Source organism: Comamonas sp. Z3 (assembly GCF_008121565.1).
In the GTDB taxonomy this organism is placed as follows: Bacteria; Pseudomonadota; Gammaproteobacteria; order Burkholderiales; family Burkholderiaceae_C; genus Comamonas; species Comamonas brasiliensis.
Genome location: NZ_VOQU01000004.1, coordinates 166817 through 191325, shown reverse-complemented (window position 1 = coordinate 191325; position 24509 = coordinate 166817). Strand labels below are relative to the sequence as shown.

The 24509-nt window shown below is 62.6% G+C and carries 23 protein-coding genes; 13 read left to right on the top strand and 10 right to left on the bottom strand.

From position 1 onward, the window contains the following. The first annotated feature begins 235 nt into the window (after window positions 1–235). Complete coding sequence (locus FSY59_RS13020; protein WP_148729086.1) at window positions 236–1396, top strand: 3-deoxy-7-phosphoheptulonate synthase; 1161 nt, start codon at window positions 236–238, stop codon at window positions 1394–1396. 94 nt (window positions 1397–1490) lie between these two features. Here the strand turns inward: FSY59_RS13020 and FSY59_RS13015 are convergent, their stop codons facing one another. Beyond that, window positions 1491–1862 (bottom strand): YqcC family protein, encoded by a 372-nt coding sequence (locus FSY59_RS13015; RefSeq protein WP_003051340.1) that lies wholly within the window; start codon window positions 1860–1862, stop codon window positions 1491–1493. A gap of 398 nt (window positions 1863–2260) precedes the next feature. Between FSY59_RS13015 and FSY59_RS13010 the strand changes: the two genes are divergently transcribed. Then, on the top strand, window positions 2261–2578 hold the full coding sequence (locus FSY59_RS13010) for a hypothetical protein (RefSeq protein WP_003051343.1): 318 nt from the start codon (window positions 2261–2263) through the stop codon (window positions 2576–2578). Window positions 2579–2721: 143 nt separating this feature from the next. Here the strand turns inward: FSY59_RS13010 and mpl are convergent, their stop codons facing one another. Beyond that, window positions 2722–4140 carry a UDP-N-acetylmuramate:L-alanyl-gamma-D-glutamyl-meso-diaminopimelate ligase gene (gene mpl / locus FSY59_RS13005; RefSeq protein ID WP_043376917.1) on the bottom strand — a complete coding sequence of 473 codons (1419 nt, stop codon included), beginning with the start codon at window positions 4138–4140 and terminating at the stop codon, window positions 2722–2724. Window positions 4141–4183: 43 nt separating this feature from the next. On the opposite strand from mpl, the gene FSY59_RS13000 reads away from it, so the two are divergent. The 8 genes from FSY59_RS13000 (at window position 4184) to FSY59_RS12965 (ending at window position 11013) form a co-directional block, all read left to right on the top strand. After that, window positions 4184–4369 (top strand): hypothetical protein, encoded by a 186-nt coding sequence (locus tag FSY59_RS13000; protein ID WP_148729085.1) that lies wholly within the window; start codon window positions 4184–4186, stop codon window positions 4367–4369. Window positions 4370–4413: 44 nt separating this feature from the next. Continuing rightward, the gene (locus FSY59_RS12995) at window positions 4414–5016 is read left to right on the top strand and encodes a hypothetical protein (RefSeq protein ID WP_019043383.1); all 603 of its coding nucleotides are present in this window, start codon (window positions 4414–4416) and stop codon (window positions 5014–5016) included. Further along, window positions 5009–5560 carry a TlpA disulfide reductase family protein gene (locus FSY59_RS12990; protein ID WP_003051354.1) on the top strand — a complete coding sequence of 184 codons (552 nt, stop codon included), beginning with the start codon at window positions 5009–5011 and terminating at the stop codon, window positions 5558–5560. Before FSY59_RS12995 ends, FSY59_RS12990 begins: the two co-directional genes overlap by 8 nt. A gap of 147 nt (window positions 5561–5707) precedes the next feature. Further along, window positions 5708–6157, top strand: a complete 450-nt coding sequence (gene accB / locus FSY59_RS12985) for an acetyl-CoA carboxylase biotin carboxyl carrier protein (protein WP_003051356.1) — start codon at window positions 5708–5710, stop codon at window positions 6155–6157. Window positions 6158–6281: 124 nt separating this feature from the next. Then, window positions 6282–7640 (top strand): acetyl-CoA carboxylase biotin carboxylase subunit, encoded by a 1359-nt coding sequence (gene accC, locus FSY59_RS12980; protein WP_003051359.1) that lies wholly within the window; start codon window positions 6282–6284, stop codon window positions 7638–7640. Window positions 7641–7784: 144 nt separating this feature from the next. Continuing rightward, the gene (prmA, locus tag FSY59_RS12975) at window positions 7785–8675 is read left to right on the top strand and encodes a 50S ribosomal protein L11 methyltransferase (protein ID WP_003051362.1); all 891 of its coding nucleotides are present in this window, start codon (window positions 7785–7787) and stop codon (window positions 8673–8675) included. A gap of 61 nt (window positions 8676–8736) precedes the next feature. Beyond that, window positions 8737–10002 carry a zinc-ribbon and DUF3426 domain-containing protein gene (locus FSY59_RS12970; RefSeq protein ID WP_148729084.1) on the top strand — a complete coding sequence of 422 codons (1266 nt, stop codon included), beginning with the start codon at window positions 8737–8739 and terminating at the stop codon, window positions 10000–10002. 111 nt (window positions 10003–10113) lie between these two features. Next, window positions 10114–11013: a carbohydrate kinase family protein gene (locus FSY59_RS12965; RefSeq protein ID WP_003051368.1), complete on the top strand. Its 900-nt coding sequence runs from the start codon at window positions 10114–10116 to the stop codon at window positions 11011–11013. A 104-nt stretch (window positions 11014–11117) separates the two neighbouring features. Here FSY59_RS12965 and FSY59_RS12960 read toward each other — a convergent pair whose 3' ends face one another. The 3 genes from FSY59_RS12960 to FSY59_RS12950 form a co-directional block, all read right to left on the bottom strand. After that, on the bottom strand, window positions 11118–11897 hold the full coding sequence (locus FSY59_RS12960; RefSeq protein WP_148729254.1) for a hypothetical protein: 780 nt from the start codon (window positions 11895–11897) through the stop codon (window positions 11118–11120). Between the two features lie 178 nt (window positions 11898–12075). Further along, window positions 12076–13167, bottom strand: coding sequence for a ribonucleotide-diphosphate reductase subunit beta (locus FSY59_RS12955; protein WP_003051372.1), 1092 nt, complete (start codon window positions 13165–13167; stop codon window positions 12076–12078). Between the two features lie 215 nt (window positions 13168–13382). Further along, window positions 13383–16292 carry a ribonucleoside-diphosphate reductase subunit alpha gene (locus FSY59_RS12950; RefSeq protein ID WP_003051374.1) on the bottom strand — a complete coding sequence of 970 codons (2910 nt, stop codon included), beginning with the start codon at window positions 16290–16292 and terminating at the stop codon, window positions 13383–13385. Window positions 16293–16535: 243 nt separating this feature from the next. On the opposite strand from FSY59_RS12950, the gene FSY59_RS12945 reads away from it, so the two are divergent. Then, window positions 16536–16748 carry a hypothetical protein gene (locus FSY59_RS12945; protein ID WP_148729083.1) on the top strand — a complete coding sequence of 71 codons (213 nt, stop codon included), beginning with the start codon at window positions 16536–16538 and terminating at the stop codon, window positions 16746–16748. Window positions 16749–16795: 47 nt separating this feature from the next. Here the strand turns inward: FSY59_RS12945 and ampD are convergent, their stop codons facing one another. The 5 genes from ampD to FSY59_RS12920 are packed head-to-tail and all read right to left on the bottom strand — an operon-like array spanning window position 16796 to window position 21781. Next, a complete protein-coding gene (gene ampD, locus FSY59_RS12940; RefSeq protein WP_003051377.1) occupies window positions 16796–17425 on the bottom strand; it encodes a 1,6-anhydro-N-acetylmuramyl-L-alanine amidase AmpD in 630 nt (209 codons plus the stop codon). Then, window positions 17418–18875, bottom strand: coding sequence for a sigma-54 dependent transcriptional regulator (locus FSY59_RS12935; RefSeq protein WP_187427924.1), 1458 nt, complete (start codon window positions 18873–18875; stop codon window positions 17418–17420). Before FSY59_RS12935 ends, ampD begins: the two co-directional genes overlap by 8 nt. 47 nt (window positions 18876–18922) lie before the next feature. Continuing rightward, window positions 18923–20728 (bottom strand): PAS domain-containing sensor histidine kinase, encoded by a 1806-nt coding sequence (locus FSY59_RS12930; RefSeq protein ID WP_003051382.1) that lies wholly within the window; start codon window positions 20726–20728, stop codon window positions 18923–18925. A 4-nt stretch (window positions 20729–20732) separates the two neighbouring features. Next, complete coding sequence (locus FSY59_RS12925) at window positions 20733–20978, bottom strand: PP0621 family protein (RefSeq protein ID WP_003051384.1); 246 nt, start codon at window positions 20976–20978, stop codon at window positions 20733–20735. After that, entirely contained in the window at window positions 20975–21781 is an 807-nt protein-coding gene (locus FSY59_RS12920) for an inner membrane protein YpjD (RefSeq protein ID WP_050872476.1), read from the bottom strand. The genes FSY59_RS12925 and FSY59_RS12920 overlap by 4 nt, the downstream gene beginning before the upstream one ends. 465 nt (window positions 21782–22246) lie before the next feature. On the opposite strand from FSY59_RS12920, the gene ffh reads away from it, so the two are divergent. Together ffh and FSY59_RS12910 are read left to right on the top strand one after the other, a co-directional pair. Next, entirely contained in the window at window positions 22247–23635 is a 1389-nt protein-coding gene (gene ffh / locus FSY59_RS12915) for a signal recognition particle protein (RefSeq protein WP_003051390.1), read from the top strand. Window positions 23636–23928: 293 nt separating this feature from the next. Continuing rightward, complete coding sequence (locus FSY59_RS12910) at window positions 23929–24507, top strand: C40 family peptidase (RefSeq protein ID WP_003051395.1); 579 nt, start codon at window positions 23929–23931, stop codon at window positions 24505–24507. Window positions 24508–24509 lie beyond the last annotated feature (2 nt).

Here is a 24509-nt window from a genome sequence, read left to right as displayed (position 1 = left end):
CCGGCCGCGGATGTTGCAATGCAAAAGAGCTGTGCTACATTGAAAGACATGCAAACGCAACGCGCTTATTTCTTTTACTTTTGGTTCTCGCCCCCGGCGGCTGAGAGGTAAACGCGCGCACCCTGCAAACACCTCCCAAAGAACCGCCGAAGCTGCAAAGCCCGGCGGTTTTTTTTCACCCCTACGTTTCAGCACCCCCGGTTTTCAACGATCAAACACCTCACGAAAGATAGCCATGACTGCTCTGAACACTTCATCCACCGATTCCTGGTATCGCGCCGGCTCTCCCAAGACAGGCCAGACCGACGACGCACGTATCAAGGAAATCACAGTGTTACCTCCTCCAGAGCACCTCATCCGCTTCTTCCCCATTCGCGGCACCGCCGTGGAAACGCTGATCAGCGACACCCGCCGCAGCATCCACAACATCATGCGTGCGCAGGATGACCGTCTGCTGGTCATCGTCGGTCCTTGCTCGATTCACGATCCGGCCGCTGCCCTGGACTACGCCCGCCGCCTGGCCGTCGTGCGCGAGCAGTACAAGGACACGCTGGAAGTGGTGATGCGCGTCTACTTCGAGAAGCCCCGCACCACCGTGGGCTGGAAGGGACTGATCAACGACCCCTACCTGGATCAGAGCTACCGCATCGACGAAGGCCTGCGCATCGCGCGCCAGTTGCTGATCGACATCAACCGCCTGGGTGTGCCTGCGGCCAGCGAGTTCCTGGACGTGATCTCGCCCCAGTACATCGGCGATCTGATCAGCTGGGGTGCCATCGGTGCCCGCACCACGGAAAGCCAGGTGCACCGTGAACTGGCCTCGGGCATCTCGGCGCCGATCGGCTTCAAGAACGGCACTGACGGCAATATCCGCATTGCCACCGATGCGATTCAGTCGGCCAGCCGCGGTCACCACTTCCTGTCGGTGCACAAGAACGGCCAGGTCGCCATCGTGCACACGGGAGGCAACCAGGACTGCCACGTGATTCTGCGCGGCGGCAAGACCCCCAACTACGATGCCGAGCATGTGGCGGCGGCCTGCCGGGATCTGGAGGCAGCAGGCCTCACGCCTTCGCTGATGGTGGACTGCAGCCATGCCAACAGCAACAAGCAGCATGAGCGCCAGAAGGATGTGGCCCGCGATATCGCGGCGCAGATCGCCGGTGGCTCCAGCAGCGTGTTCGGCGTGATGGTCGAAGGTCATCTGGTCGGCGGTGCCCAGAAGTTCACTCCCGGCAAGGACGAGGTCTGCGATCTGACCTACGGCCAGAGCATTACCGATGCCTGCCTGGGCTGGGACGATTCCCTGGCAACGCTGCAGGAGCTGTCGCAGGCCGTGAGCCAGCGCCGAGCGGCGGCTGCAGCCTGCAAGCAGGAAGCTGAAGTACCGGCCTGATCGACAGAACGGGCATAAACGACACAGGCCACAGGGAGTGTTCCCTGTGGCCTGTTTGCCTTTCGAGATGGAATGGAGCGGACTGTCTGGAGGCTCAGTGCTTGGTGTCCGGTCCCGGCTCAGGTGTCATATCGCAGCCGTTGAGCGTGGCATCGATGCGGTTGAGAAGGCGCAGCAGATGCTGCTTGTCAAAGTCGGTGCGCTGCTGCCACTCGTGATCGGCCAGCGGATAGACATGGCTTTGGTGGGGCAGGCTGCCCTTGGCATCGATCACGGCGCGCAGTCGCGGGATGAACACCCACTGCAGCCATTCGTGCAGCTTGAGCGTGTCGTACATGAAGGGCGTGGTGGATTCCAGTGCCTTGGGGTCCGGGGCAACGGCAGACCAGAGCTTCTGGACTTGAAGTTCGGCCTCCAGCTGTAGCAGATGCTCGCGTATTTCTTGATGGATGTTTTCAGCGGTCATGGTGAGGGTTCCTGAAGGCATTGCAACGGCCTTGCAAACTGGCATTCGTCAAAGAGCTGCCCAATATCTGAGTCCTCTCATCGTGTTTTCAAGATAGCGAACGGCCTGGAGATAACCAGCGAGTTACGAGGTCGCAAGAGCACTTGAAAAAGATAGTTTTGCCCTTATATTGATGCCAAGTATGTGAGTAATGCTATGAAATTTACTGTGTTTTGCATTGCTTTGCACACCATGTTCCCGTAACCGCTGTGATGCTTGAGGCACGCTTTCAGGCCTTGCATGGGTTGCCGCAGCTGTTTGCAAGCCGTCAGCTTGCAGCGTCTTCAGCACCGCGGCCACACATTAAGCTGTGGCCACGACAACGAATGGTGCAAGAGTCACCAGGTCAGAGGAGATTTATGCGTAGTGAAGTAATCGTGGTTTTGGATGGCGACCGTGAATACCGGGTCGATACCCAGTCGCTGTCCCCTGTGAGTTCGGACGAAGGCCGACGCTGGCTGGACCAGCAGTTTGTCTCGCTCGAATGCGAGCCTTTGCGGGCTACCGGCAAGGTGTTGCTGGCCGACAAGCTGGTGGTGGTGGCGCGTGAGGCGCGCAACCGTCCCGAGCTGTTTGACAACCAGGACTGGCGCAACAGCTATGCCCTGGCTGCCCATGCCGTGCTGGCCAAGCCCCTGATCCGGGTGGATGTGCCGGCGATGTCGATTAGTTACTGATCCCCCTGAGCCGCTTTGCGGCTTCCCCCCCCGGGGGACGACGCCTTTGCTGCAGGGCGGCACTTACTTGGCGTCTCTGGCCTGGTCTGTGCCCGAGCAATGAAAAATGCCCGCGTAGAGCGGGCATTGGCTTTTATCCGGGCTTATTTCAGCGCTTGCAGCAGCTTGGCGTGGATGCCGCCAAAGCCGCCGTTGCTCATGCAGACGATATGGTCGCCGGGGCGTGCGACCGCGGTGATCTGCGCTATCAGGGTCTCGATATCTCCGGCGACCTGAGCGCGCTGGCTGGGGCCTACGCCCATGGATTCCAGCGCTTCGGCGGCATCCCAGTCCAGGCCCGCCGTGTGGCAGAAGACCAGATCGGCGCTTTCCAGCGACCAGGGCAGCTGGCTTTTCATGGTGCCCAGCTTCATGGTGTTGCTGCGTGGCTCGAACACCGCCAGGATGCGGGCCTGTGCACCCAGCTTGCGGCGCAGGCCGTCCAGGGTGGTGCGGATGGCTGTGGGGTGGTGCGCGAAGTCGTCATAGACATCGATGCCGTTGACGGTGCCGCGCAGCTCCATGCGGCGCTTGACGTTCTGAAAGCGCGACAGGGCTTCGCAGGCCAGCTCGGCGCTGACGCCCAGATGGTCGGCGGCGGCGATGGCGGCCAGCGCATTGAGCTGGTTGTGCACGCCGGTCAGGCTCCAGCGCAGCTGCGCCACTTTTTGGCCACGCTGCAGCACGGCAAAGTCGCCGGGATCGCCATCGGCACTGAAATCGCTGACAGTTGCGCCAAAGCTGCGCACTTCGCTCCAGCAGCCCTGGGCCAGCACGCGGCTCAGGCTTTCTTCCAGACCATTGCTCACCACGCGCCCGGTCGATGGCACGGTGCGCACCAGATGGTGGAACTGGCGCTCGATGGCAGCCAGATCGTCGAAGATGTCGGCGTGATCGAACTCCAGGTTGTTGAGCACGGCCGTACGAGGGCGGTAGTGCACGAACTTGCTGCGCTTGTCGAAGAATGCGGTGTCGTATTCATCGGCCTCGATCACGAACACGGGCTGATCGCCCACGGGGCCGGGGCCGGTGACGGGGCGTCTGGCAGCGCCGAGGCGGGCGGAGACGCCGAAGTCCAGCGGCACGCCGCCGACCAGAAAACCGGGCTGCAGACCCGCGCACTCCAGCACCCAGGTCAGCATGGAGGTGGTGGTGGTCTTGCCGTGGGTGCCGGCCACGGCCAGCACATGGCGACCGTGCAGCACATGCTCGGCCAGCCATTGCGGACCGCTGGTATAGGCGGCGCCGGTGTCCAGAATCGCTTCCATCAGCGCAAACTTGGGCGAGCCATCGGCCAGGCGCTTGCGGCTGACCACGTTGCCGACCACATACATATCGGGCTTGAGCGCGATCTGGTCGGCGCCATAGCCCTCGATCAGCTCGATGCCCAGCTGGCGCAGCTGATCGCTCATCGGCGGGTAAACGCCGGAATCGCAGCCCGTCACCTTGTGACCGGCTTCTCGTGCCAAGGCGGCCAGGCCTCCCATGAAGGTGCCGCAAATGCCCAGAATATGTATGTGCATGGCCGGGGATTCTACGTTTGCCGACATGACCTGGCGGCGAGCCATGACCCGCCTGGGTACTGGCGGTAACCTTTCTTATCAAATTGATAGCTTGTTGCGCATGATCTATATAGATCTAAATGTGTTTTTACTTTCAGTTCCATACAAAGAGGGTGCCAGCAGCTATCAAAACATTGGCCTCTACGGGCCAGGTCAAAGTGCGGTCATTCATCTGGGTCACAATGCGTAAATGACCTGCTGCGCTTGCTGCGGTGGGCGTGATGAAATGGCGCTATGAGTTTGGATAACGTGACTGCTGAAATCGCTCAGGCAGCGGCTCGTCTGGTGGTGGAGGAAGGCCTGGAATGGGGTCCTGCCAAGCAGCGGGCCGTGCGCCAGCTCGGTCTGCCCGGCCGCTCGGCGTTGCCCGATAACGACCAGCTTGAAGAGGCCGTGCGCGAATATATAGAGCTGTTCTGCGGCGACACGCAGCCGCAGGAGCTTCAGGCGCTGCGCGAGCTGGCCCTGGTCTGGATGGACAGGCTGCAGGAGTTTCGCCCGCATCTGGCTGGAGCCGTCTGGCGCGGTACGGCCACGCGGCTGTCGGACATCTATCTGCAGCTGTTCTGCGATGATCCCAAGTCGGCCGAAATAGCGCTCATCAATAATCATGTGCAGTACGAGCCGAGCACGGTCACCGGCTTTCAGGGCAAGCCGGTCGAGGCGCTTTCGGTTCACGCACTGTGCAAGCCGATCAACGAAACCGTGGGCGTGCACCTGTTGGTCTACGACCATGACGATATGCGCGGCGCCATGAAGCCCGACAGCCATGGCCGCAGCCCGCGTGGCGATGCCAAGGCCTTGCGCAAGCTGCTGCAGGAGAGCCGCGATGAGTGAAAACACCCCTGAGAACAAGTCGACCAATGGCTCGCGCCGTCTGTGGCTGACCGGCGCGGTGGCCGCAGTGGCGGCCGGGGGGGGCGCCGGTGTGGCCTGGTGGCGCAGCCAGCCGCAGGCCATGGGCCCTGGCGTCGAGGCACAGCTATGGAGTCAGACGTTTGAAACTCCCGATGGCAAGCCTTTTGCCATGGCTGGTTTACAGGGCCGTCCCCTGCTGGTGAACTTCTGGGCCACCTGGTGTCCCCCCTGTGTCAAGGAGCTGCCCATGCTCAGCGAGTTTGCGGCGCAGCAGGGCGCAAAAGGCATTCAGGTCGTGGGGTTAGCGGTCGACAAATCCGAAGCAGTGATGCGTTTTTTGCAGCGCCAACCCGTGCAATTTCCGGTAGCCATTGCCATGCAAGGGGGATTGGGGCTGACCCGTAGCCTCGGTAACTTGCAGGGTGGCCTGCCATTCACGGTTCTTTTTGACGCCAAGGGGCAAGTGCGACAACGTAAAATAGGCGAGCTTTCCCGCGAAGATCTGACAGATTGGAGCAAATAGAGCGAACGAACATTGCTCTTGTCGTCAGAAAAGTGTAGGTAACTAAATTCCATGGCGACGTTAGTGAAAAATATCTGCCAATGCACGCAGAAGGCCGAATTTGAGGTAAATTCGCGCCCTGTTTAGAATTACGTCGCTGGAGCTCCCATGGATTTGCGAAAACTCAAGACCCTTATTGATCTGGTGTCCGAATCGAATGTGTCGGAACTGGAGATCACCGAAGCAGAGGGCAAGGTCCGTATCGTCAAGAGCGAAGGTGTGGTCCACCAATACGTCGCTGCCCCCGTGCAAGCTGCTCCCATGATGGCCGCCCCCGTGGCTGCCGCAGCCGCCACGCCGGTGGCCGCCCCGGCCGTTGCAGAAGGTCACGTGGTCAAGTCGCCCATGGTCGGTACTTTCTACCGTGCCTCCAGCCCTGGCGCCAAGGCCTTTGTGGATGTGGGCAGCCAGGTCAAGGAAGGCGACACGATCTGCATCGTTGAAGCCATGAAGATCCTCAACGAAATCGAAGCCGACAAGACCGGCACCATCGTTCGCGTTCTGGGTGAAAACGGCCAGGCTGTGGAATACGGCCAGCCTCTGTTCGTGATCGAGTGATAGATCATGAGGCGTTGCATGCAGTTCGCATTGCAGCGCCGAGGTGCGCTAGCCACTGGCTGCGCGACTGAGTCATTGGCAGTGGTCTGTGCTGCGGCACAGGCACCAAGCTGCGAGGAACTTCATGTTTAAGAAAATTTTGGTTGCCAACCGGGGCGAGATCGCCCTGCGCATCCAGCGCGCTTGCCGTGAGCTGGGTATCAAGGCGGTGATGGTGTATTCCGAAGCCGACCGTGATGCCAAGTACGTCAAGCTGGCCGATGAGGCCGTGTGTATCGGTCCGGCTCCTTCCCCGCTGTCCTACCTCAACATGCCGGCCATCATTTCGGCTGCCGAGGTGACCGATGCGGAAGCCATCCACCCCGGCTACGGCTTCCTGTCCGAGAACGCCGACTTTGCCGAGCGCGTGGAAAAGAGCGGTTTCACCTTTATCGGCCCGACGCCCGAGAACATCCGCACCATGGGTGACAAGGTGTCGGCCAAGCAAGCCATGATCAAGGCCGGCGTGCCTTGCGTGCCCGGCTCGGACGGCGAACTGCCCGACGATCCCGCACTCATCAAGCGCATTGCCAAGACCATCGGTTATCCCGTGATCATCAAGGCCTCGGGCGGCGGCGGCGGTCGCGGCATGCGTGTGGTGCACACCGAAGCTGCACTGATCAATGCCGTGCAGATGACCAAGGCCGAGGCCGGCGCTGCTTTCGGCAATCCTGCCGTCTACATGGAAAAGTACCTGCAGAACCCACGTCACGTGGAAATCCAGGTGCTGGCCGATACGCACAAGAACGCCGTGTATCTGGGCGAGCGCGATTGCTCCATGCAGCGTCGCCACCAGAAGGTGATCGAGGAAGCTCCGGCTCCCGGCATTCCCCGCCGTCTGATCGAGAAGATCGGCGAGCGCTGCGCCGCGGCCTGCAAGAAGATCGGCTATCGCGGTGCGGGTACCTTCGAGTTCCTGTACGAGAACGGCGAGTTCTACTTCATCGAGATGAACACCCGCGTGCAGGTGGAGCATCCCATCACCGAGCTGATCACGGGCATCGACATCGTGCGCACCCAGATCATGATCGCGGCCGGCGAGAAGATGCCTTTCACGCAGCGCCAGATCGAGTTCAAGGGCCACGCCATCGAGTGCCGCGTGAACGCGGAAGATCCGTACAAGTTCATCCCCTCGCCCGGTCGCATCTCCATGTGGCATGCTCCCGGCGGCCCTGGCGTGCGTGTGGACACCCATGTGTACAACAACTACTTCGTGCCGCCCAACTACGACTCCATGATCGGCAAGATCATTACCTATGGCGATACCCGCGAGCAGGCCATGGCCCGCATGCGTACCGCCTTGCTGGAGACCGTGGTGGAAGGCATCAACACCAATATCCCGCTGCACCAGGATTTGATGGTCGACTCCAAGTTCATGGAAGGCGGCACCAACATCCACTACCTGGAAGAGTGGCTGACGCATCGCACGCCCAACAAGCGATGAGATCAGGAGCCTTGCAGCTCTGAGTTCCCATGCTGGCCTCTGGCAACGGAGGCCAGCATTTTCGTTTTTCAGGAAAGTACAACTTGCGTTCTCGTCTTCGGCCCCGGCCTGACATGAATGACGCGGTTGCTAGAAAGGATGGCCATGTTCGAGCTGAGCCTGCTGTGCCCCGAAGATCGGGTCGAAACCATTAGCGAAGCGCTGGATGCACTCGATGCATTGAGCGTGTCCGTCGAAGATGCCGATGCGCAGACCGAGGCCGAGCAGGCGCTGTTCGGCGAGCCCGGCATGCCCGCGCCCAAGGAGGGCTGGAACCGCAGCCGCGTGATCGCCCTCTATCCCAGCGAAGCTGCGGCTACCGAGGCGCGTGATCTGCTGCTGCCGCAGGACTTTTTCGAAGGCTGCAAGATTCTGGCCGTCAAGCCCGTGCCCGAGCAGGACTGGGTGCGCCTGACGCAGTCGCAGTTCGAGCCCGTGGACATCACGCCCGAGTTCTGGATCGTGCCCACCTGGCATGAGCTGCCCGAGCAGGCCAAGGTCAGCATCCGTCTGGACCCCGGTCTGGCTTTCGGTACCGGCACCCATCCCACCACCCGCATGTGCCTGCGCTGGATTGCGCGCCAGCCCCAGGCGACGCTGGGACGCACGCTGGACTACGGCTGCGGCTCGGGCATCCTGGCCATTGGTGCCGCCAAGTTCGGCGCGACCGATGTGGATGCGGTGGACATCGATCCCGCTGCCGTGGAGTCGACCAACTACAACAGCAGCGCCAACCATGTGGAGGTCAAGGCCGGTCTGCCCGATGCGGCCGACGGCGAGTACCAGACCGTGCTGGCCAATATTCTGGCCACTCCGCTCAAGGTGCTGGCTCCGCTGCTGTGCGGCCGTGTGCAGGCCGGTGGCCATCTGGTGCTGGCCGGCATTCTGGAGCGCCAGGCCGACGAGCTGAAAGAGGCTTATGCGCCTTATCTCAAGCTCGAGGTGGCCGATAGCGAGGACGGCTGGATTCTCATGACCGCCCGGCGCGCGGCCTGATCGCGAGACAGACCCGCCGCCAGCAGGTGTGCGGGTGGTTGCTGCCTACAATGACATCTTGATGAGCCAAGTCACCCGTTGCCCTTCCTGTGGAACCCGCTTCAAAGTGGTTGCCGACCAGCTGCGTATCTCGCAGGGCTGGGTGCGCTGCGGGATGTGCCAAAGCGTCTTTGATGCCTCGCAGGATTTGCAGTCCGTGCCCGACGAGCTGCTGCAGCCGGAAGCTGCTGATGCGCCGCAGAAGCCGGCCGAGCAGGAGGTGCGGCAGACGGAAGCCGGCGAACAGCAGATGCCGGCTTGGCCGCAGCAGGATGTCGCGGATGTTCCCGGCTTCGATGTGCAGAAGGCCGAGGCTCTGCAGGATTCGGCTTCGGATTCGGTAGACGCGGCAGCGACTGCTGCTCAGACCGCAGAAGCCGCGCCGGCAGCGGAGTCTGCCGATGCGGTTTCCGAACCAGAGCCTTGCGGGTCCATGCCCGGGATGGCGGATGGGCAGCCCTCGTTTGTCGATCAGGCGCGTCCTCTGACTGAAGAGGATGCAGAGGCTGCCCTGCATGAGCCTCATCCCGAGGTGAGGGAGCCGCAAGACAGGCTGGAAACCAGTGATATTCCCGCTCCCGCCGAGCCGGAGCCGGAGCTGCTGGTGCCGCCAAGCGAAGTCCTGATGCCCGAGGCCGAGCATGGCCTCGAGGATAAAGCCCGGAGCGAGGCGCCGCCGCACGCCGATATCGGCGCTATACAACCCGCCAGGGACCGGGCGCAGGGCGTCACGGATGCGGATCAGGATGAGGTTGGTGCCATCGCTGGCAATGAGCCTGGCTTTGTGCGCCAGGCCCGTCGGCAGGCCTTCTGGCACTCGGCAGGAATGCGCGTGGCGCTGGTGCTGGGTTCGCTGCTGGCTGCTGCCGGTGTCGTCGGACAGCATGCCTGGCAGCAGCGCGATGTGCTGGCAGCGCAGTATCCGGCACTGGCTCCCGTGCTGGCCAAGGCCTGCAGTCTGGCAGGCTGCGAGCTGCAGGCCCGCCGCGCGATTGCCGATGTGGTGATCAGTGGCTCGGGCTTCAAGCAGCTTGCCGATGCCCGTCAGTACCAGTGGAGCCTGACCCTGGAGAATCGCTCCGATGTGCCGGTGGCCATGCCCATGGCCGAGCTGACCCTGACCGATGCACAGGACAGACCTTTGCTGCGCCGAGTCATCGACCTGAAGCCTCTTGGTGCCCCGGAGCAGCTGCAAGCCCGCCAGGAGTGGAGCGTCAACTTGCCTGTGCAAGTGCAGGATCTTGGCGCTGCCGTGGCGGGTTACCGGGCGCTGGTTTTTTACCCCTAATACGGCTTGTGCCAATTCGGATCAGGCAGGGTGTCTCGTCAATAGAAATGCCCGTTGTACATCCTTGTTGGCGCAAGCCCCCCTTCATTCATTTCTGAAAGAGAACGCACCATGGCCGCTTTGATCTGCGGGTCGCTGGCATTCGACAACATCATGACCTTTGAAGGTCGTTTTGCCGACCAGATTCTTCCCGACCAGCTCCACATCCTCAATGTGTCGTTTCTGGTGCCCACGCTGCGCCGCGATTTTGGCGGTTGCGCCGGCAATATTGCCTATAGCCTGAGGCTGCTCGGTGGTGATGCTCACCCCATGGCCATGGTGGGTAGCGACGGCGTGGACTATGTGCAGCGCTTCAGGGACCTGGGCATCGAAACCCGCCATGTGGGCCAGCTGCAGAGCACCCACACGGCGCAGTGCATGATCATGACCGATCGTGACAACAACCAGATCACGGCCTTCCATCCCGGAGCCATGATGCAGGCGCACGAGAACCGGATCACGGCCGATATGGCCGCCGAGGTCAAGGTCGGCATCATTGCTCCCGATGGCCGCCAGGCCATGATCGACCACGCCGCCCAGTTCAAGGCTGCAGGCATTCCTTTCGTGTTCGATCCGGGTCAGGGCCTGCCCATGTTCAACGGCGATGAACTCAAGGCCTTTATCGAGCAGGCCGACTGGGTGGCAGTGAACGACTATGAAGGCAAGATGCTCAGCGAGCGCACGGGCCTGAGCTTTGACGAGATCTCGCGCAAGGTGCGCGGTCTGGTCGTGACCCTGGGTGCCGAAGGCTGCGAAGTCTGGCAGCAGGGTGAGAAGACCCTGGTGGCGCCGGTGAAGCCCGCCGCTGTGGTCGACCCCACGGGTTGTGGCGATGCCTGGCGCGGTGCTTTCCTGTTTGGTCTGGAGCGTGGCTGGGATCTGCTGCGCTGCGCCGAACTGGGCAACCGCTTGGGGGCGCTGAAGATTGCGCAACGCGGCCCGCAGAACTATCAGCTGGACTTCCAGCCCTGATGCGATGTCAGTGCCCTGAGGGTACTGATCGCGGCGCATGTAAAAAAGCCCGGCTCTCGCAAGAGAGCTCGGGCTTTTTTATGGCGTGCAGGTCAGCGAACCGATCAGGGCTTGTTGCCTGTGGGGAAGGGCCAGGCGGCTTGAGGTGCCAGGCGGGTCTGCGCCACGGGTGCGGTGGTTTCGGTCACGGCGGCAGGTGCAGGTGTGGCAGCCTTCTTGGGAGCAGCCTTGGCACCATTTGCAGCCTTCTTGGAGGCAGCCTTCGCTGGTGCAGCGGCCTTGGAAGCAGTTGCAGCCTTCTTGGGGGCGGCTGCCTTGGCAGCTACAGCCTTCTTGGGAGCGGCAGCCTTGGCGGGAGCAGCAGCCTTGGCAGTTGCAGCCTTCTTGGGGGCGGCAGCCTTGGCAGGAGCAGCGGCCTTGGCAGCAGTTGCAGCCTTCTTGGAGGCAGCCTTCGCCGGAGCAGCGGCCTTGGCAGCAGTTGCAGCCTTCTTGGGGGCAGCCTTCGCTGGAGCAGCGGCCTTGGCAGCAGTTGCAGCCTTCTTGGGGGCAGCCTTCGCTGGAGCAGCGGCCTTGGCAGTTGTTGCAGCCTTCTTGGGGGCAGCCTTTGCTGGAGCAGCAGCCTTGGCAGTCGTTGCAGCCTTCTTGGGGGCAGCCTTCGCTGGAGCAGCGGCCTTGGCGGTTGTTGCAGCCTTCTTGGGGGCAGCCGCCTTGGCAGCAGTTGCAGCCTTCTTCGGTGCAGCCTTTGCAGGAGCAGCAGCCTTGGGAGCAGCAGTCTTGGTTGCAGCTGTTTTCTTCACAGCTTCAGCCTTGGGCGCGGCCGCCTTTTTGGCAGGTGTCTTTTTCTCGGTTGTGGCCTTGGCGGCCGTCTTCTTCGCAGTTGCCATCATTTTCTCCTTCGTTGATTTGCATAAGACGTCCGGCTCTTTGCAGTGCCGGACGATTCAAAGCGATGTGGAGTTACGCATCGCTAGGAACACAAATTTGCTTCACGCCAAAATCTCAGTTTTTTGTAGCAATGAAGTGAAGCAAGTCATGACTCGCATTGTGCCTGCTTAGAAGCAATTAATCCCAAGAAAGTGCGCCTCCGGTCTGATACTCGATCACTCGTGTCTCAAAGAAGTTACGTTCTTTCTTCAAATCGATCATTTCGCTCATCCAGGGGAAGGGATTTTCTTCACCGGGGAACAGCTCTTCGAGACCGATCTGCGTGGCACGACGGTTGGCGATGTAGCGCAGATAGCCCTTGAACATGGATGCATTCATGCCCAGCACGCCGCGCGGCATGGTGTCTTCGGCGTAGCGATATTCGAGCTCCACGGCCCTCTGGAACAGCTCCGTGATTTCCTGCTTGAACTCGGCCGTCCACAGATGGGGGTTCTCGAGCTTGAGCTGGTTGATCAGATCGATGCCGAAGTTGCAGTGCATGGACTCGTCGCGCAGGATGTACTGGTACTGCTCGGCAGCGCCCGTCATCTTGTTCTGGCGGCCCAGAGCCAGGATCTGCGTGAAGCCGACGTAGAAGAACAGACCTTCCATCAGGCAGGCAAAAACGATCAGCGACTTCAGCAGAGTCTGGTCGGTCTCGGGCGTGCCGGTGTGGAAGTTGGGGTCCATGATCGCTTCGATGAAGGGGATCAGGAACTCGTCCTTGTCGCGGATGGATTGGACTTCGTTGTAGGCGTTGAAGATTTCCGATTCATCCAGACCCAGCGATTCCACGATGTACTGGTAGGCATGGGTGTGGATGGCTTCCTCGAAGGCCTGGCGCAGCAGGAACTGGCGGCATTCGGGCGCCGTGATGTGGCGGTAGGTGCCCAGCACGATGTTGTTGGCGGCCAGCGAATCGGCCGTCACAAAGAAGCCCAGGTTGCGCTTGACGATGCGGCGCTCGTCTTCGGTCAGGCCGTTGGGGTCCTTCCACAGTGCGATGTCGCGCGTCATGTTCACTTCCTGCGGCATCCAGTGGTTGGCGCAGGTGGCCAGATACTTTTCCCAGGCCCACTTGTACTTGAAGGGAACCAGCTGGTTCACGTCGGTCTTGGCGTTGATGATGCGCTTGTCTGCGGCATTCACCCGCTTGTGGGTGCTGGTGGACGCGCCAGCTTCTGCGCTGGTGGCGGAAGAGGCAAAGGTGTCGTCGTCAAAGCTCAGCATGAGTTATTCCTTTAGGGAAAAAGCTGGGCGCAGTGCAATCGACATCCAGCTTTTCAATCATTTATTGATGGAGTGGCGCCACTCAGATACTGGCGCACTCTAAAGCGAGAGACACCGAGGAAGCGCCGCTGCGCACCGAGGGTGTCGTCCCCCTCCCGCGTAGCGAGAGAGGGGGAAGGCGCGGGGCCGCCTAGGCCAAGCGCCTCAGGGGGAGCTTATTGGCAAGCCTCGCAACCAGGATCGTCAATCGCGCAGAACTTGATGTCCGTGGCGGGTGCCTGGGCACGGGCAGCGGCGGCAGCCGCTTCCAGTGCGCTGACCGCAGGCTTGGCCGCAGGGGCCGCCGAAGCGGCAGGAGCACCGGAGGACACGGCGTTCAGCACACGGCTTTGCACGGTGGACTTCTCGATATTGGTCGCGCTGGTGGTGCGCAGGTAGTAGGTGGTCTTCAGACCGCGCAGCCAGGCCAGCATGTAGGTGTCGTGCAGCTTCTTGCCCGATGCACCGGCCATGTAGATGTTCAGGCTCTGGGCCTGGTCGATCCACTTCTGGCGGCGCGAGGCGGCTTCCACCAGCCATTCGGGCGAGACTTCGAACGCGGTGGCGTAGAGGTTCTTGATCTCTTGCGGCACGCGGTCGATGGCGCGCAGCGAGCCGTCGAAATGCTTGAGATCCATGACCATCACGTCGTCCCACAGGCCCAGGCGCTTGAGGTCGCGCACCAGGTACTGGTTGATGACGGTGAATTCGCCCGACAGATTGGACTTCACGGACAGGTTGCCGAACGAAGGCTCGATCGAGGCATCCACACCCACGATGTTGGAGATGGTGGCGGTGGGGGCGATGGCCACGCAGTTGGAGTTGCGCATGCCGTCCTTGGCGATCTTGGCGCGCAGGGCGTCCCAGTCCAGCTTGGCGGAGCGATCCACTTCCACATAGCCGCCGCGGGCCTTTTCCAGCAGCTTCAGGGTGTCGGGGGGCAGGATGCCCTGATCCCACAGCGATCCCTTGAAGGTGGAGTAGGTGCCACGTTCCTTGGACAGCTCGGTCGATGCCCAGTAAGCGTAGTAGCAGATGGCTTCCATGGCTTCGTCGGCAAACTCGACTGCGCCCTGGCTGGCGTAGGCGGTGCGCATTTCATACAGCGCATCCTGGAAACCCATCAGGCCCATGCCCACAGGGCGATGGCGCAGATTGGAGTCCTTGGCCTTTTGCACGGCGTAGTAGTTGATGTCGATCACGTTGTCCAGCATGCGCATGGCCGTGTTCACGGTCTTGCGCAGCTTGTCGTGGTCGATCTTGCCGTCCTTGATGTGCTGGACCAGGTTCACCGAGCCCAGGTTGCAGACAGCGGTTTCGGTGTCGCTGGTGTTGAGCGTGATCTCGGTGCACAGATTGGACGAGTGCACCACACCCACGTGCTGCTGGGGCGAGCGGATGTTGCAAGGGTCCTTGAAGGTGATCCAGGGATGGCCGGTCTCGAACAGCATCGAGAGCATCTTGCGCCACAGATCCACGGCAGGCACGCGCTTGAACAGCTTGAGCTCGCCGCTGTCGGTCTTGGCTTCATAGGCGGTGTAGGCCTTCTCGAAGGCTTCGCCGTACAGATCGTGCAGATCGGGAGCGTCGGCGGGCGAGAACAGGGTCCACTGGCCTGCTTCCATCACGCGCTTCATGAACAGGTCGGGAATCCAGTTCGCCGTGTTCATGTCGTGGGTGCGGCGGCGGTCGTCGCCGGTGTTCTTGCGCAGCTCCAGGAATTCTTCGATGTCCAGGTGCCAGGATTCCAGATAGGTACAGACCGCGCCCTTGCGCTTGCCACCCTGGTTCACGGCAACGGCTGTGTCGTTGACCACCTTGAGGAAGGGAACCACGCCTTGCGATTCGCCGTTGGTGCCCTTGATGCGCGAGCCCAGGGCACGCACACGGGTCCAGTCATTGCCCAGGCCGCCAGCAAACTTGGACAGCAGCGCATTTTCCTTGATGGATTCGTAGATGCCGTCCAGGTCGTCGGGCACGGTGGTCAGGTAGCAGGACGACAGCTGCGAACGCAGCGTGCCGCTGTTGAACAGCGTGGGAGTGGACGACATGAAGTCGAAGGACGACAGCAGTTCGTAGAACTCGATGGCACGGGCGTTGCGGTCGGGCTCGTTCAGTGCCAGGCCCATGGCCACGCGCATGAAGAAGGACTGGGGCAGCTCGATGCGGGTCTTGCGCACGTGCAGGAAGTAGCGGTCGTACAGGGTCTGCAGACCCAGGTAGTCGAACTGTTCGTCGCGCTCGGCCTTCAGGGCCTTGGCCAGACGGGGCAGGTCGTAGTTCAGCAGCTCGGGGTTGAGCAGCTCGTTGTCCACGCCTTTTTGCACAAAGCCGGGGAAGTAGTCGGCATAGGCGGCCTGCATTTCTGCGGGCTGCACGTCGCGGCCCATGACTTCGCGCACGATGGTGTGCAGCAGCAGGCGGGCGGTGACGTAGGTGTAGTCGGGGTCTTTTTCGATCAGCGTACGTGCGGCCAGGATGGACGCCTTGTAGACCTCGGCCAGAGGCACGCCGTCATACAGATTGCGCAGGGTTTCGGCCACGATGGGGGCGGACTGGATGTCGGCATTCAGATTGCCGCAGGAAGCGACGATCAGGGCTTCCAGGCGCTCCTGGTTCAGCGGCACGCGCTGGCCGTTGTCGGTCACATGCAGCACGGGCTTGGTGGCGGCAGCGGCTGCCACTTCGGCGACCTTCTTCTGCTCGGCACGTTCCTGGTTGCGGCGCTCGCGGTACAGCACATAGGCGCGGGCCACGTCCTGGTGACCGGCGCGCATCAGGCCCAGCTCGACCTGGTCCTGCACATCTTCGATATGGAAGGTTCCGCCATCGGGACGCGAACGCACCAGGGCGCGCACCACGCCGTCGGTGAGCTCGTTGACGGTGTCACGCACGCTGGCGGAAGCCGCGCCCTGCGCGCCGCGCACGGCCAGGAAAGCCTTGGTCAGGGCCACGGCAATCTTCTGGGGTGCGAAAGCCACCACATCGCCGCTGCGGCGGATGATCTGGTAGCTGTCATTGGGGGAGGAAGAATTGGCTGCACCGGCAGGTGCGGCAGAAGGCAGTGAGTTCAACGCTTCTTGCATAAGTTCCTCTGAGTCAGTATGTGGATAGGCAGACAAAGGCCTGCACTGTGGGCAGGCCATCAAAAACACGATTCGGCGCCTTGGTCTACACATGGTTTGCACAGGGTGTGCACAGCTTGTAAACACTAGATATGGGGTCTGAGGCGCCCTTAAACACTACCGGTAGTGTATCGCGCTTAAAACTGGCTGACCTGATGAAACTACTGAATCTGACATTTCGGCCACCGCTTGACAGCTGAAAAAATGACTTCATCCCGCATGAATAAAGGCCTGTGGCGCGGTTGCGCGCGGCGGGAGAGCGGACCGGAAATATGTAAAAAATTTGCGTGTTTGATGCAGGCGACAGTTGTTGCGCGCGCCATTGACATGCCGCTTACAGGTGCGGAAGCGATGGATGATGCGGGCCTACAAAAAGAGGAGCGTCTGACACCTGTCATCAGGCGACTTCAGTGCTGAATCACCAGAAATTCAAGATATGGAGAGTGGAAGGTGCTATGAAAAAATCAGGCCGGCTGTGAAGCGCGTGGCGGAAATTCCCATGACCGGGTGCCGTCCGCGCTGCCCAGCTGCTGCTGCAGGCGCTGCCAGTCAAAGCCAGGGCCGGGATCCTGCTTGCGTCCGGGTGCGATGTGCTCGTGCCCGGCGATGTAGTGCACCGGGTATTGCGCGGCGATGGCGCTGCAAAGCTGCTGCAGGGCCTGGTACTGGGGGGCTTCGAAGCTCAGGCCTTCCAGGCCTTCCAGCTCTATGCCAATGGAGTCGTCGTTGCAGCGATCGCGCCCGCGCCACTGGCTTACGCCGGCATGCCAGGCACGGTCGTCGCAGCTGACGAACTGCCAGATCTCGCCCTGGCGCGTGACAAAGAAATGGGACGAGACTTCGAGGCCGCGAATGCCCTGGTAATAAGGATGGGCGTCCCAGTCCAGCTGATTGGTGAACAGTTGCTGGACCGCGCCCGTGCCGTACTGGCCCGGAGGCAGGCTGATGGAATGGATAACGACGAGGTCGATCCTTGCCTGCTCGGGGCGCGGGCCGAAATTGGGCGAGGCCAGGTGGCGCGCTGCGCCATACCAGCCGGCCTGCCACGCCGGCTGCTGCGGCAGGTTTTGGGCAAGGGGGGCGGTATCAGACATTGTCGCTCTGGTGTGGCAGGTCGATGCCCAGCCGGTCGATGCGGTAGCGGATCTGGCGCAGGCTGATGCCCAGCCTGGCCGCCGTGGCCGTGCGGTTGAAGCCGTTGTCCTGCAGGGCTCTGACCAGAATGCTGCGCTCCTGCTCGTCGAGCCAGCCTTGCAGATCCTCGGGCAGCGTGGCCGGACTGCCCGCGTGCTGAGGCGCCGGTGCGCCGGTCTCCGATGCCTGAGTGCCTGAGACCGGGGCTGGCATCGCTGCCGAAGCACCGGCGCCGGGGCCGGGGCCGGATTCGGGCAGGCGCAGCGGGCCTTCATCGCCCAGTGCAATGGCGCGGTGCAGCACGTTTTCCAGCTCGCGCACATTGCCGGGCAGCGGCAGCCCGGCGATCTGGCGGAGGCTGATCTCGTCCAGCTCCGGCGTGGGCAGGCCGGACTCGCGGGCCAGCTTTTGCAGCAAAGCCTGGCAGAGCTGGCCCAGGTCTTCGCGGCGCTCGCGCAGCGCGGGCAGCTCGATTTCGATGACGTTGAGCCGATAGAACAGATCCTGGCGGAAATTGCCGGACTGCACTTGCGCGCTCAGGTCGCGGTGGGTGGCGCTGAGGATGCGCACATCGACGGCTTCTTCCTGGGTGCTGCCCAGCGGGCGGATCTTGCGCTCCTGGATGGCGCGCAGCAGCTTGGCCTGCATGGCCAGGGGCAGGTCGCCGATCTCGTCGAGAAACAGGGTGCCGCCCTGAGCGGCCTGAAAGTAGCCTGGCCTGTCCTGCGTGGCTCCGGTATAGGAGCCCTTGCGGGCGCCGAAGAACTCGGCTTCGAGCAGGTTTTCCGGGATGGCGCCGCAGTTGACGGCGACCATGGGGCCTTCGGCCCGCTGGCTGCAGGCATGCAGGGCGCGCGCCACCAGCTCCTTGCCCGTGCCGGATTCACCGTGGATCAGCACGGGAGCCATGCCCTTGGCGACCTTGGCGATGCGCTGCTTGACGCGTTGCATGGCCTGAGAGTTGCCCACCAGCGCTTCCAGCGCGCCAGGCTGGGCTGCCGGCCCCGCTCCATGGGCCGGTGCGCTTTCGCCGGCCTGCTGGCTGCCGGGCTTGGGCACTGCGCCCATGCCTTGTACGGCTGAGGCCACGACCTGGCGGAACTGGCGCAGGTCCACGGGCTTGGTCAGATAGTCGAAGGCGCCGGCGCGCAAGGCTTCCACGGCATTCTCGGCCGAGCCGTAGGCCGTCATGACGATGCAGCGCTCGCTGCGCGACGGATCGCGCAGCTGCAGCAATAGCTCCATGCCGATCCCGTCGGGCAGGCGCATATCGGTAATCACGACATCGAAATGGCGCTTCTGCAACTGGGCCCTGCCTTCCTGGACCGAGCCTGCGGTTTCCACGCGGTAGCCTTCGCGCAGCAGCGTCAGCTCGTAGAGCGTGCGCAGATCGGGTTCATCGTCGACCACGAGAATGCTGGCTGCTGCGGAGGAGTGAGGCGAGGATGTCACTGGGCTTACACCATGATCGAGTCAAACAGGGTGTGGCTTGCGAGCGAGGCAGGGCCGCTGCGCAGAGTCACGATAAAGGCGTTGCCGTCCACATTGCCTTGCGGCGTGTGCAGGCTCAGGCGCTGATAGCTGATGGAGGCATCGTAGCGCTGGCAGAGCTCTCGGCAGATATAGAGTCCAAGGCCGCTGGAGCGGCTCTGGGAGGAGAAGAAGGGCTCGAACAGATGGCGCTCGACGCTGGAATCCAGCGGCGCCCCGTCACTCCAGACCATGAACCAGCAGATGTCGTCCTGCGGCGCGAGACCCTGGAGCTGGCCGTTCAGAGGCCCATGGCCGCTGATCAGCCGCAGGCCCGTCTCATCGCCGGCGTTGCTGCGGTGGCGCTGGGCATTGTCCAGCAGGTTGATCAGCACGCGGCGCAGATGCTCTTCATCGAACAGGATATGGCGAGCCGTTGCATTGAGCCGCAGCAATAGCTGGCGGGATGGCGTGGCCTGCATGCGCCATTCATGGCTGATCTGGGCCAGCAGATTGTCCAGCGGCAGCGACTGACCCTGATGGGTTTCCGAGTCCTGTTGCACGCGCGCCAGATTGAGGATCTCCTCGGCAATGCGGGCCAGCCGGTCGGCGTTCTGGCCCACGATGCGGCATAGCTGCTGGGGGCCCGGCTGGCTGCTCAGGTCCTCGGCCAGCAGTGCATTGGCCTGGGTGATGGCGGCCAGAGGATTGCGTATCTCATGCGCCACGGCGGCCGACATGCGGCCCATGGAGGCCAGCTTTTCAGTGCGCAGCTGCGCCTCCATCTCGCGCAGGTCGTGAAGAAACATGACGCACAGCGAGTGGCTGGCTTGCGCCTGCGGACCTTCGTCCAGATAGGGCGCCGAAACCTCGGTGATGCGTGTGCGCACATGGATGCCCGTGGCGCCGTGCCGCTCATGGGCCTGCAGATGGATCGTGGCGGACAGCGGGCGGGCATGGGCAAAGCTGGCCTGTGTTGCATGCGCCAGAGGCTCCCACCAGTTGTGGGCCTGCAGGGAAAAAGGCTGGGGGTGATCCATGGTCAGGCCCAGCAGCTGCAGCGCGGCGGGGTTGGCCTGCAGCACCTGCAGGCTGGAGTCGACCACCAGCACCCCGTCGGAGAAGTGGTTGATCACCAGGCTGTTGACCTGCTCCTGGGTCTGGGTGCGCAAGCGGTCGAACAAGGCCTGGGAGCGCTCGCGCCGGACACGCTTGGCCAGCTCGTGCGTGAGGTAGGCCACGCAGAAATAGCCGGCACAGGAAAAAGCCGCCTGGTAATAGGACTGGGCGCCATCGTTGAGGCCGCCATGGTATTGCCAGAAGGTGTAGGCCAGCGTCAGCAGCGTGATGCCGGCCGTGGCGCCAAAGGCCAGCATCAGCCCGCCCAGTGCCGAGGAGATCAGGACGGGAATGGCCAGCAGCGCCGTGTAGTTGAGCGAGCCGACCTGAAAGATCTGCAGCAGAAAGATCACCGCGATGTCGACACCGATCACGGGCAGCCATTGCAGGGCTGCGCGAGGTGCTGGCAAATGCCGTGCTGCAGCCAGACGCAGCACCACGGTGAGTGCCAGATAGGTGAAACAGATCAGCCAGGCCAGGGGCGAGCTGATGTTCTGCAGCTGCAGGTTCAGCGTCTGAAGCAGGATGAGGGCCAGCGCCAGCAGCACGCGGCCGCTGAGGAAGGCCTGCCACAGGCGCACAAACGGGGCGTTGAGGCTGGCGTCCGCGCGCCGGCTGATGGCCGCATCCAGCGGAATGGCGGTGTGCTGCCAGGGTGAGGTGGAGTTCACCATGGGATCAGTGGCTGCCGGGTTCTTGCTGGGCCAGGCGGCGATGTTCCGTGCTGCAGAAGCTCTGGCCCGAGGCATCGCTTACGGCATCTGCCTGCGGCAGGTGTAGGCCGCAGTGTGCGCAGGCCACCATGGTCTGAGCTTGCGGGAGAGTGGTGGCCGTCCGGGTGGGCTCTGCCGCTTCGGCGCGGCGCTTGCTGCGCCAGATGCCGACTGCCACCACCACGACCAGCAGGACCAGCAAATACTTCATGCCGCGCGCTCCAGCAGGACTTCAATCACAAAGCGCGAGCCGACATAGGCCAGCAGCAGAAAGATGGCGCCGATATAGAGAACGCGCACGGCGCTCTGGCCGCGCCAGCCAAATCGCTTGCGCCCGAACAGCAGCACGGCGAAAGCCAGCCAGGACAGCAGCGAGAAAACGGATTTGTGATTCCACACCCAGGCCTTGCCGTAGAGCTGCTCGCCAAACAGCCAGCCTGCGGCCAGCGTGGCGGTCAGCAGCACAAAGCCGGCACCGACAAAGCGGAAGGTCAGCCGCTCCAGGGTCAGCAGAGGCAGTCCGCTGTCATGGTCGCCGCCCTGGCGCATCTGCCGCTCGGCATGGCTCATCAGCGCCCCGTGCACGACGGCTGCGGCAAACAGGCCGTAGGAAGCAATGCCCAGGGCCAGATGCAGCGGCAGCCAGGCCGAGGCGTTGACATGCAGCGGAGTGCCGGGAAACACCACGGCCAGCAGCACGGCCACACTTCCCAGTATGGACAGCGGCCAGCGTGAGCGCAGCTGCGGGTACAGCTGCTGCTCGACCACATAGACGGTCAGCACCAGCCAGGCGGTGATCGAGAGTGCGGGTGCGAAGCCGAAGCGCGGCTGCTCGCCCAGCAGGCCCCAGCCCAGCAGCAGGGCATGCAGGGCCCAGGCCAGGCGCAGGCAGCGGCGGGCGCCGGTTTCTTGCAGATGCCGGCTGGCAAGTGCAGGGATGGCATAGGCAATGGCTGCTGCCAGGGCCAGAATCCAGCCAATGGGGCCAGCTGCAGTGAGCGGTTGGGAAAGCATGCTTTCTATGATAGTGCCGCGGGCCTGCACTCATGCTTTGCAGGATGCTGCCATGCGTCAAATTTGCGCATAAAGCGCAGCCGAAGCCGCTTGCGACCTGGGTTTGAGCGCCTGCACAGCCGCCGAGCAGACGTCGAGCCTCATTTCCAAGGGCTTTCGCCTGGCGGCCGGCAGCCGGGCTGGCGCAATCTCCCGCGATGCCCAAGGTCTTGCAGAGTGCTCCGGGTCGCTCTCTTGCGGGCCCGGCCCGCCTCTGGCGAGGGGCTGCACGGGCTTTGCGCGCCCGGGGCAGGTCACGGCAAGCCTGCAGGGCATCGTTCGCGAAGGGCAGCGGGTAAAATGCGGGTTCATGCCGCTTCGTCCCGCCCATCCGGGTCCCGCCAGGTTCGGCCTGCAAGCTGCCCGGAGACCCGTGCCGCGCTCGCGCACGACTCCCCATCCATAACTTTCGAATGCTTTTTGCTTATGGCCTCCGCACTCACCGATAAACTCTCGCGCCTTGTCAAGGAGATGCGCGGCCAGGCCCGCATCACCGAATCCAACGTCCAGGACATGCTGCGCGAAGTGCGCATGGCCTTGCTGGAGGCCGACGTGGCCCTGCCCGTGGTGCGCGACTTCATCGCCCGCGTCAAGGAAAAGGCGCTGGGCCAGGAAGTCATCAGCTCACTGCAGCCCGGCCAGGTGCTGGTGTCCATCGTCAACAAGGAGTTGGCGGCGACCATGGGCGAAGGCGTGGCCGACATCAACCTCAATGCCCAGCCGCCCGCCGTCATTCTGATGGCCGGCCTGCAGGGCGCGGGCAAGACCACCACCACGGCCAAGCTGGCCAAGCATCTGATCGAGAAGCGCAAGAAAAAGGTGCTCACGGTCTCGGGTGACGTGTATCGCCCTGCGGCCATCGAGCAGCTCAAGACCGTCACGGCCCAGGCCGGCGCCGAGTGGTTTCCTTCCACGCCCGATCAGAAGCCCCACGATATCGCCGTGGCTGCGATCGACTACGCCAAAAAGCATTTCTTCGATGTGCTGCTGGTGGATACGGCCGGCCGTCTGGCCATCGATGAGTTGCTGATGGCCGAAATCAAGGATTTGCACGCCACGCTCAAGCCCGTCGAAACCCTGTTCGTAGTCGATGCCATGCAGGGCCAGGATGCGGTCAACACCGCCAAGGCCTTCAAGGAAGCGCTGCCGCTGACCGGTATCGTGCTGACCAAGCTCGACGGCGATTCGCGCGGCGGTGCGGCGCTGTCGGTGCGCCAGATCACGGGCGCGCCCATCAAGTTCGCCGGTGTCTCGGAAAAGATCGACGGCCTGGAAGTCTTTGACGCCGACCGCCACGCACAGCGCGTGCTGGGTATGGGCGACATCGTGGCCCTGGTCGAGCAGGTCACCAAGGGCGTGGACATGGAAGCCGCGCAGAAGATGGCCGAGAAGCTCAAGAGTGGCGACGGCTTCGACCTCAACGACTTTCTGGCCCAGCTGCAGCAGATGAAGCAGATGGGCGGTCTCTCGACCCTGATGGACAAGCTGCCCGCCGAGCTGGCCGGCAAGGCTGGTCAGGTCGATATGGACAAGGCCGAGCGCGAGATCAAGCGCAAGGAAGGCATCATCTGCTCCATGACGCTCAAGGAGCGCAAAAAGCCTGAAATCATCAAGGCCACGCGCAAGAAGCGCATTGCCGACGGCGCCGGCGTCCAGGTCCAGGAGGTCAACCGCCTGCTCAAGGAGTTCGAGCAGATGCAGACCATGATGAAGAAGTTCAAGGGCGGCGGCCTGATGAAGATGATGAAGAAGATGGGCGGCATGAAGGGTATGAAGGGAATGATGGGCGGCGGCATGCCCAAGCTGCCGTTCTGATATTTGATCCCCCCTGAGCCGCTGCGCGGCTTCCCCTGGCCGGGCGCCCCCAAGGGGGACGACAGCCTCGCTGCGAGGCGGCTCTTGCTGGCTGTCCCTTTGCTGGGGCGTGTCAGTTTCTAAGGGTATTTAAAAAAGTGAGCTGCTTGCGCTTGTTGTTTATGGGTTTGGATGAGAAATGCATCTGAATCAAAGGCATGACAAGCGAGAGCAGCTCACTTTTTTGTAAAGAAGCGCGCCAATCCGGGGCAATTGCTGGATGTGCAGGCGGCTTTCTGAGAACATGCCTTTCCATGAAGCTACAAGACAGGACTTTCGGGGAGGCGGGTCAGCGGCAACCTCTGCCTCAATGTCTGGAGCGCCGCAGCGCGCTGCTGCTGGCGGGCTCGCTGCTTGCGCTGCTGGCAGGGTGCTCCACCACCAAAGACAAGCCCCGGCCTGCTGCGCAAGGTGGCTCATCGGTGCGCCCGCTCAATGCGCTGAGCCTGGATGCCGAGCTGCGCGAGTCCCTGCTGGCGCGCACCATGCTGGTGGTCAACACGCCCTACACCTACGGCGGCAATTCCCCTGAGGGCGGTTTTGACTGCAGCGGACTGATCCAGTGGGCCGTTGGCGGCATCACGGAAACCCGTCTGCCCCGCACCACATCGCAATGGGCACAGGCCAGCAATCCGGTGGACGGGCGCGATCTGATGCGCGGCGACTTCGTGTTCTTCAACACCCTGGGCGGGCGCTATTCCCATATGGGCATTTTTGTCGGCAACGGACAGTTTGTGCATGCGCCGTCCAGCGGCGGGACGGTGCAGCGGGTGCGCATGGACAATGTGTACTTCGCCAAGCGATTCACCGAAGCGCGCAGCATCTTTGCCTGAGC

What these genes read in the sequence shown, in the direction of transcription:
- FSY59_RS12925 (WP_003051384.1), bottom strand. Translation starts at nt 20,978, where the DNA reads ATGAAGTATTTGCTGGTCCTGCTGGTCGTGGTGGTGGCAGTCGGCATC.
- FSY59_RS13020 (WP_148729086.1), top strand. Translation starts at nt 236, where the DNA reads ATGACTGCTCTGAACACTTCATCCACCGATTCCTGGTATCGCGCCGGC.
- mpl (WP_043376917.1), bottom strand. Translation starts at nt 4,140, where the DNA reads ATGCACATACATATTCTGGGCATTTGCGGCACCTTCATGGGAGGCCTG.
- prmA (WP_003051362.1), top strand. Translation starts at nt 7,785, where the DNA reads ATGTTCGAGCTGAGCCTGCTGTGCCCCGAAGATCGGGTCGAAACCATT.
- FSY59_RS12930 (WP_003051382.1), bottom strand. Translation starts at nt 20,728, where the DNA reads ATGGTGAACTCCACCTCACCCTGGCAGCACACCGCCATTCCGCTGGAT.
- FSY59_RS12920 (WP_050872476.1), bottom strand. Translation starts at nt 21,781, where the DNA reads ATGCTTTCCCAACCGCTCACTGCAGCTGGCCCCATTGGCTGGATTCTG.
- FSY59_RS12910 (WP_003051395.1), top strand. Translation starts at nt 23,929, where the DNA reads ATGAAGCTACAAGACAGGACTTTCGGGGAGGCGGGTCAGCGGCAACCT.
- FSY59_RS12965 (WP_003051368.1), top strand. Translation starts at nt 10,114, where the DNA reads ATGGCCGCTTTGATCTGCGGGTCGCTGGCATTCGACAACATCATGACC.
- FSY59_RS13000 (WP_148729085.1), top strand. Translation starts at nt 4,184, where the DNA reads ATGACCCGCCTGGGTACTGGCGGTAACCTTTCTTATCAAATTGATAGC.
- ampD (WP_003051377.1), bottom strand. Translation starts at nt 17,425, where the DNA reads ATGTCTGATACCGCCCCCCTTGCCCAAAACCTGCCGCAGCAGCCGGCG.
- FSY59_RS12970 (WP_148729084.1), top strand. Translation starts at nt 8,737, where the DNA reads ATGAGCCAAGTCACCCGTTGCCCTTCCTGTGGAACCCGCTTCAAAGTG.
- FSY59_RS12950 (WP_003051374.1), bottom strand. Translation starts at nt 16,292, where the DNA reads ATGCAAGAAGCGTTGAACTCACTGCCTTCTGCCGCACCTGCCGGTGCA.
- accB (WP_003051356.1), top strand. Translation starts at nt 5,708, where the DNA reads ATGGATTTGCGAAAACTCAAGACCCTTATTGATCTGGTGTCCGAATCG.
- FSY59_RS12960 (WP_148729254.1), bottom strand. Translation starts at nt 11,897, where the DNA reads ATGGCAACTGCGAAGAAGACGGCCGCCAAGGCCACAACCGAGAAAAAG.
- FSY59_RS13015 (WP_003051340.1), bottom strand. Translation starts at nt 1,862, where the DNA reads ATGACCGCTGAAAACATCCATCAAGAAATACGCGAGCATCTGCTACAG.
- accC (WP_003051359.1), top strand. Translation starts at nt 6,282, where the DNA reads ATGTTTAAGAAAATTTTGGTTGCCAACCGGGGCGAGATCGCCCTGCGC.
- FSY59_RS12945 (WP_148729083.1), top strand. Translation starts at nt 16,536, where the DNA reads ATGACTTCATCCCGCATGAATAAAGGCCTGTGGCGCGGTTGCGCGCGG.
- FSY59_RS13010 (WP_003051343.1), top strand. Translation starts at nt 2,261, where the DNA reads ATGCGTAGTGAAGTAATCGTGGTTTTGGATGGCGACCGTGAATACCGG.
- FSY59_RS12995 (WP_019043383.1), top strand. Translation starts at nt 4,414, where the DNA reads ATGAGTTTGGATAACGTGACTGCTGAAATCGCTCAGGCAGCGGCTCGT.
- ffh (WP_003051390.1), top strand. Translation starts at nt 22,247, where the DNA reads ATGGCCTCCGCACTCACCGATAAACTCTCGCGCCTTGTCAAGGAGATG.
- FSY59_RS12955 (WP_003051372.1), bottom strand. Translation starts at nt 13,167, where the DNA reads ATGCTGAGCTTTGACGACGACACCTTTGCCTCTTCCGCCACCAGCGCA.
- FSY59_RS12990 (WP_003051354.1), top strand. Translation starts at nt 5,009, where the DNA reads ATGAGTGAAAACACCCCTGAGAACAAGTCGACCAATGGCTCGCGCCGT.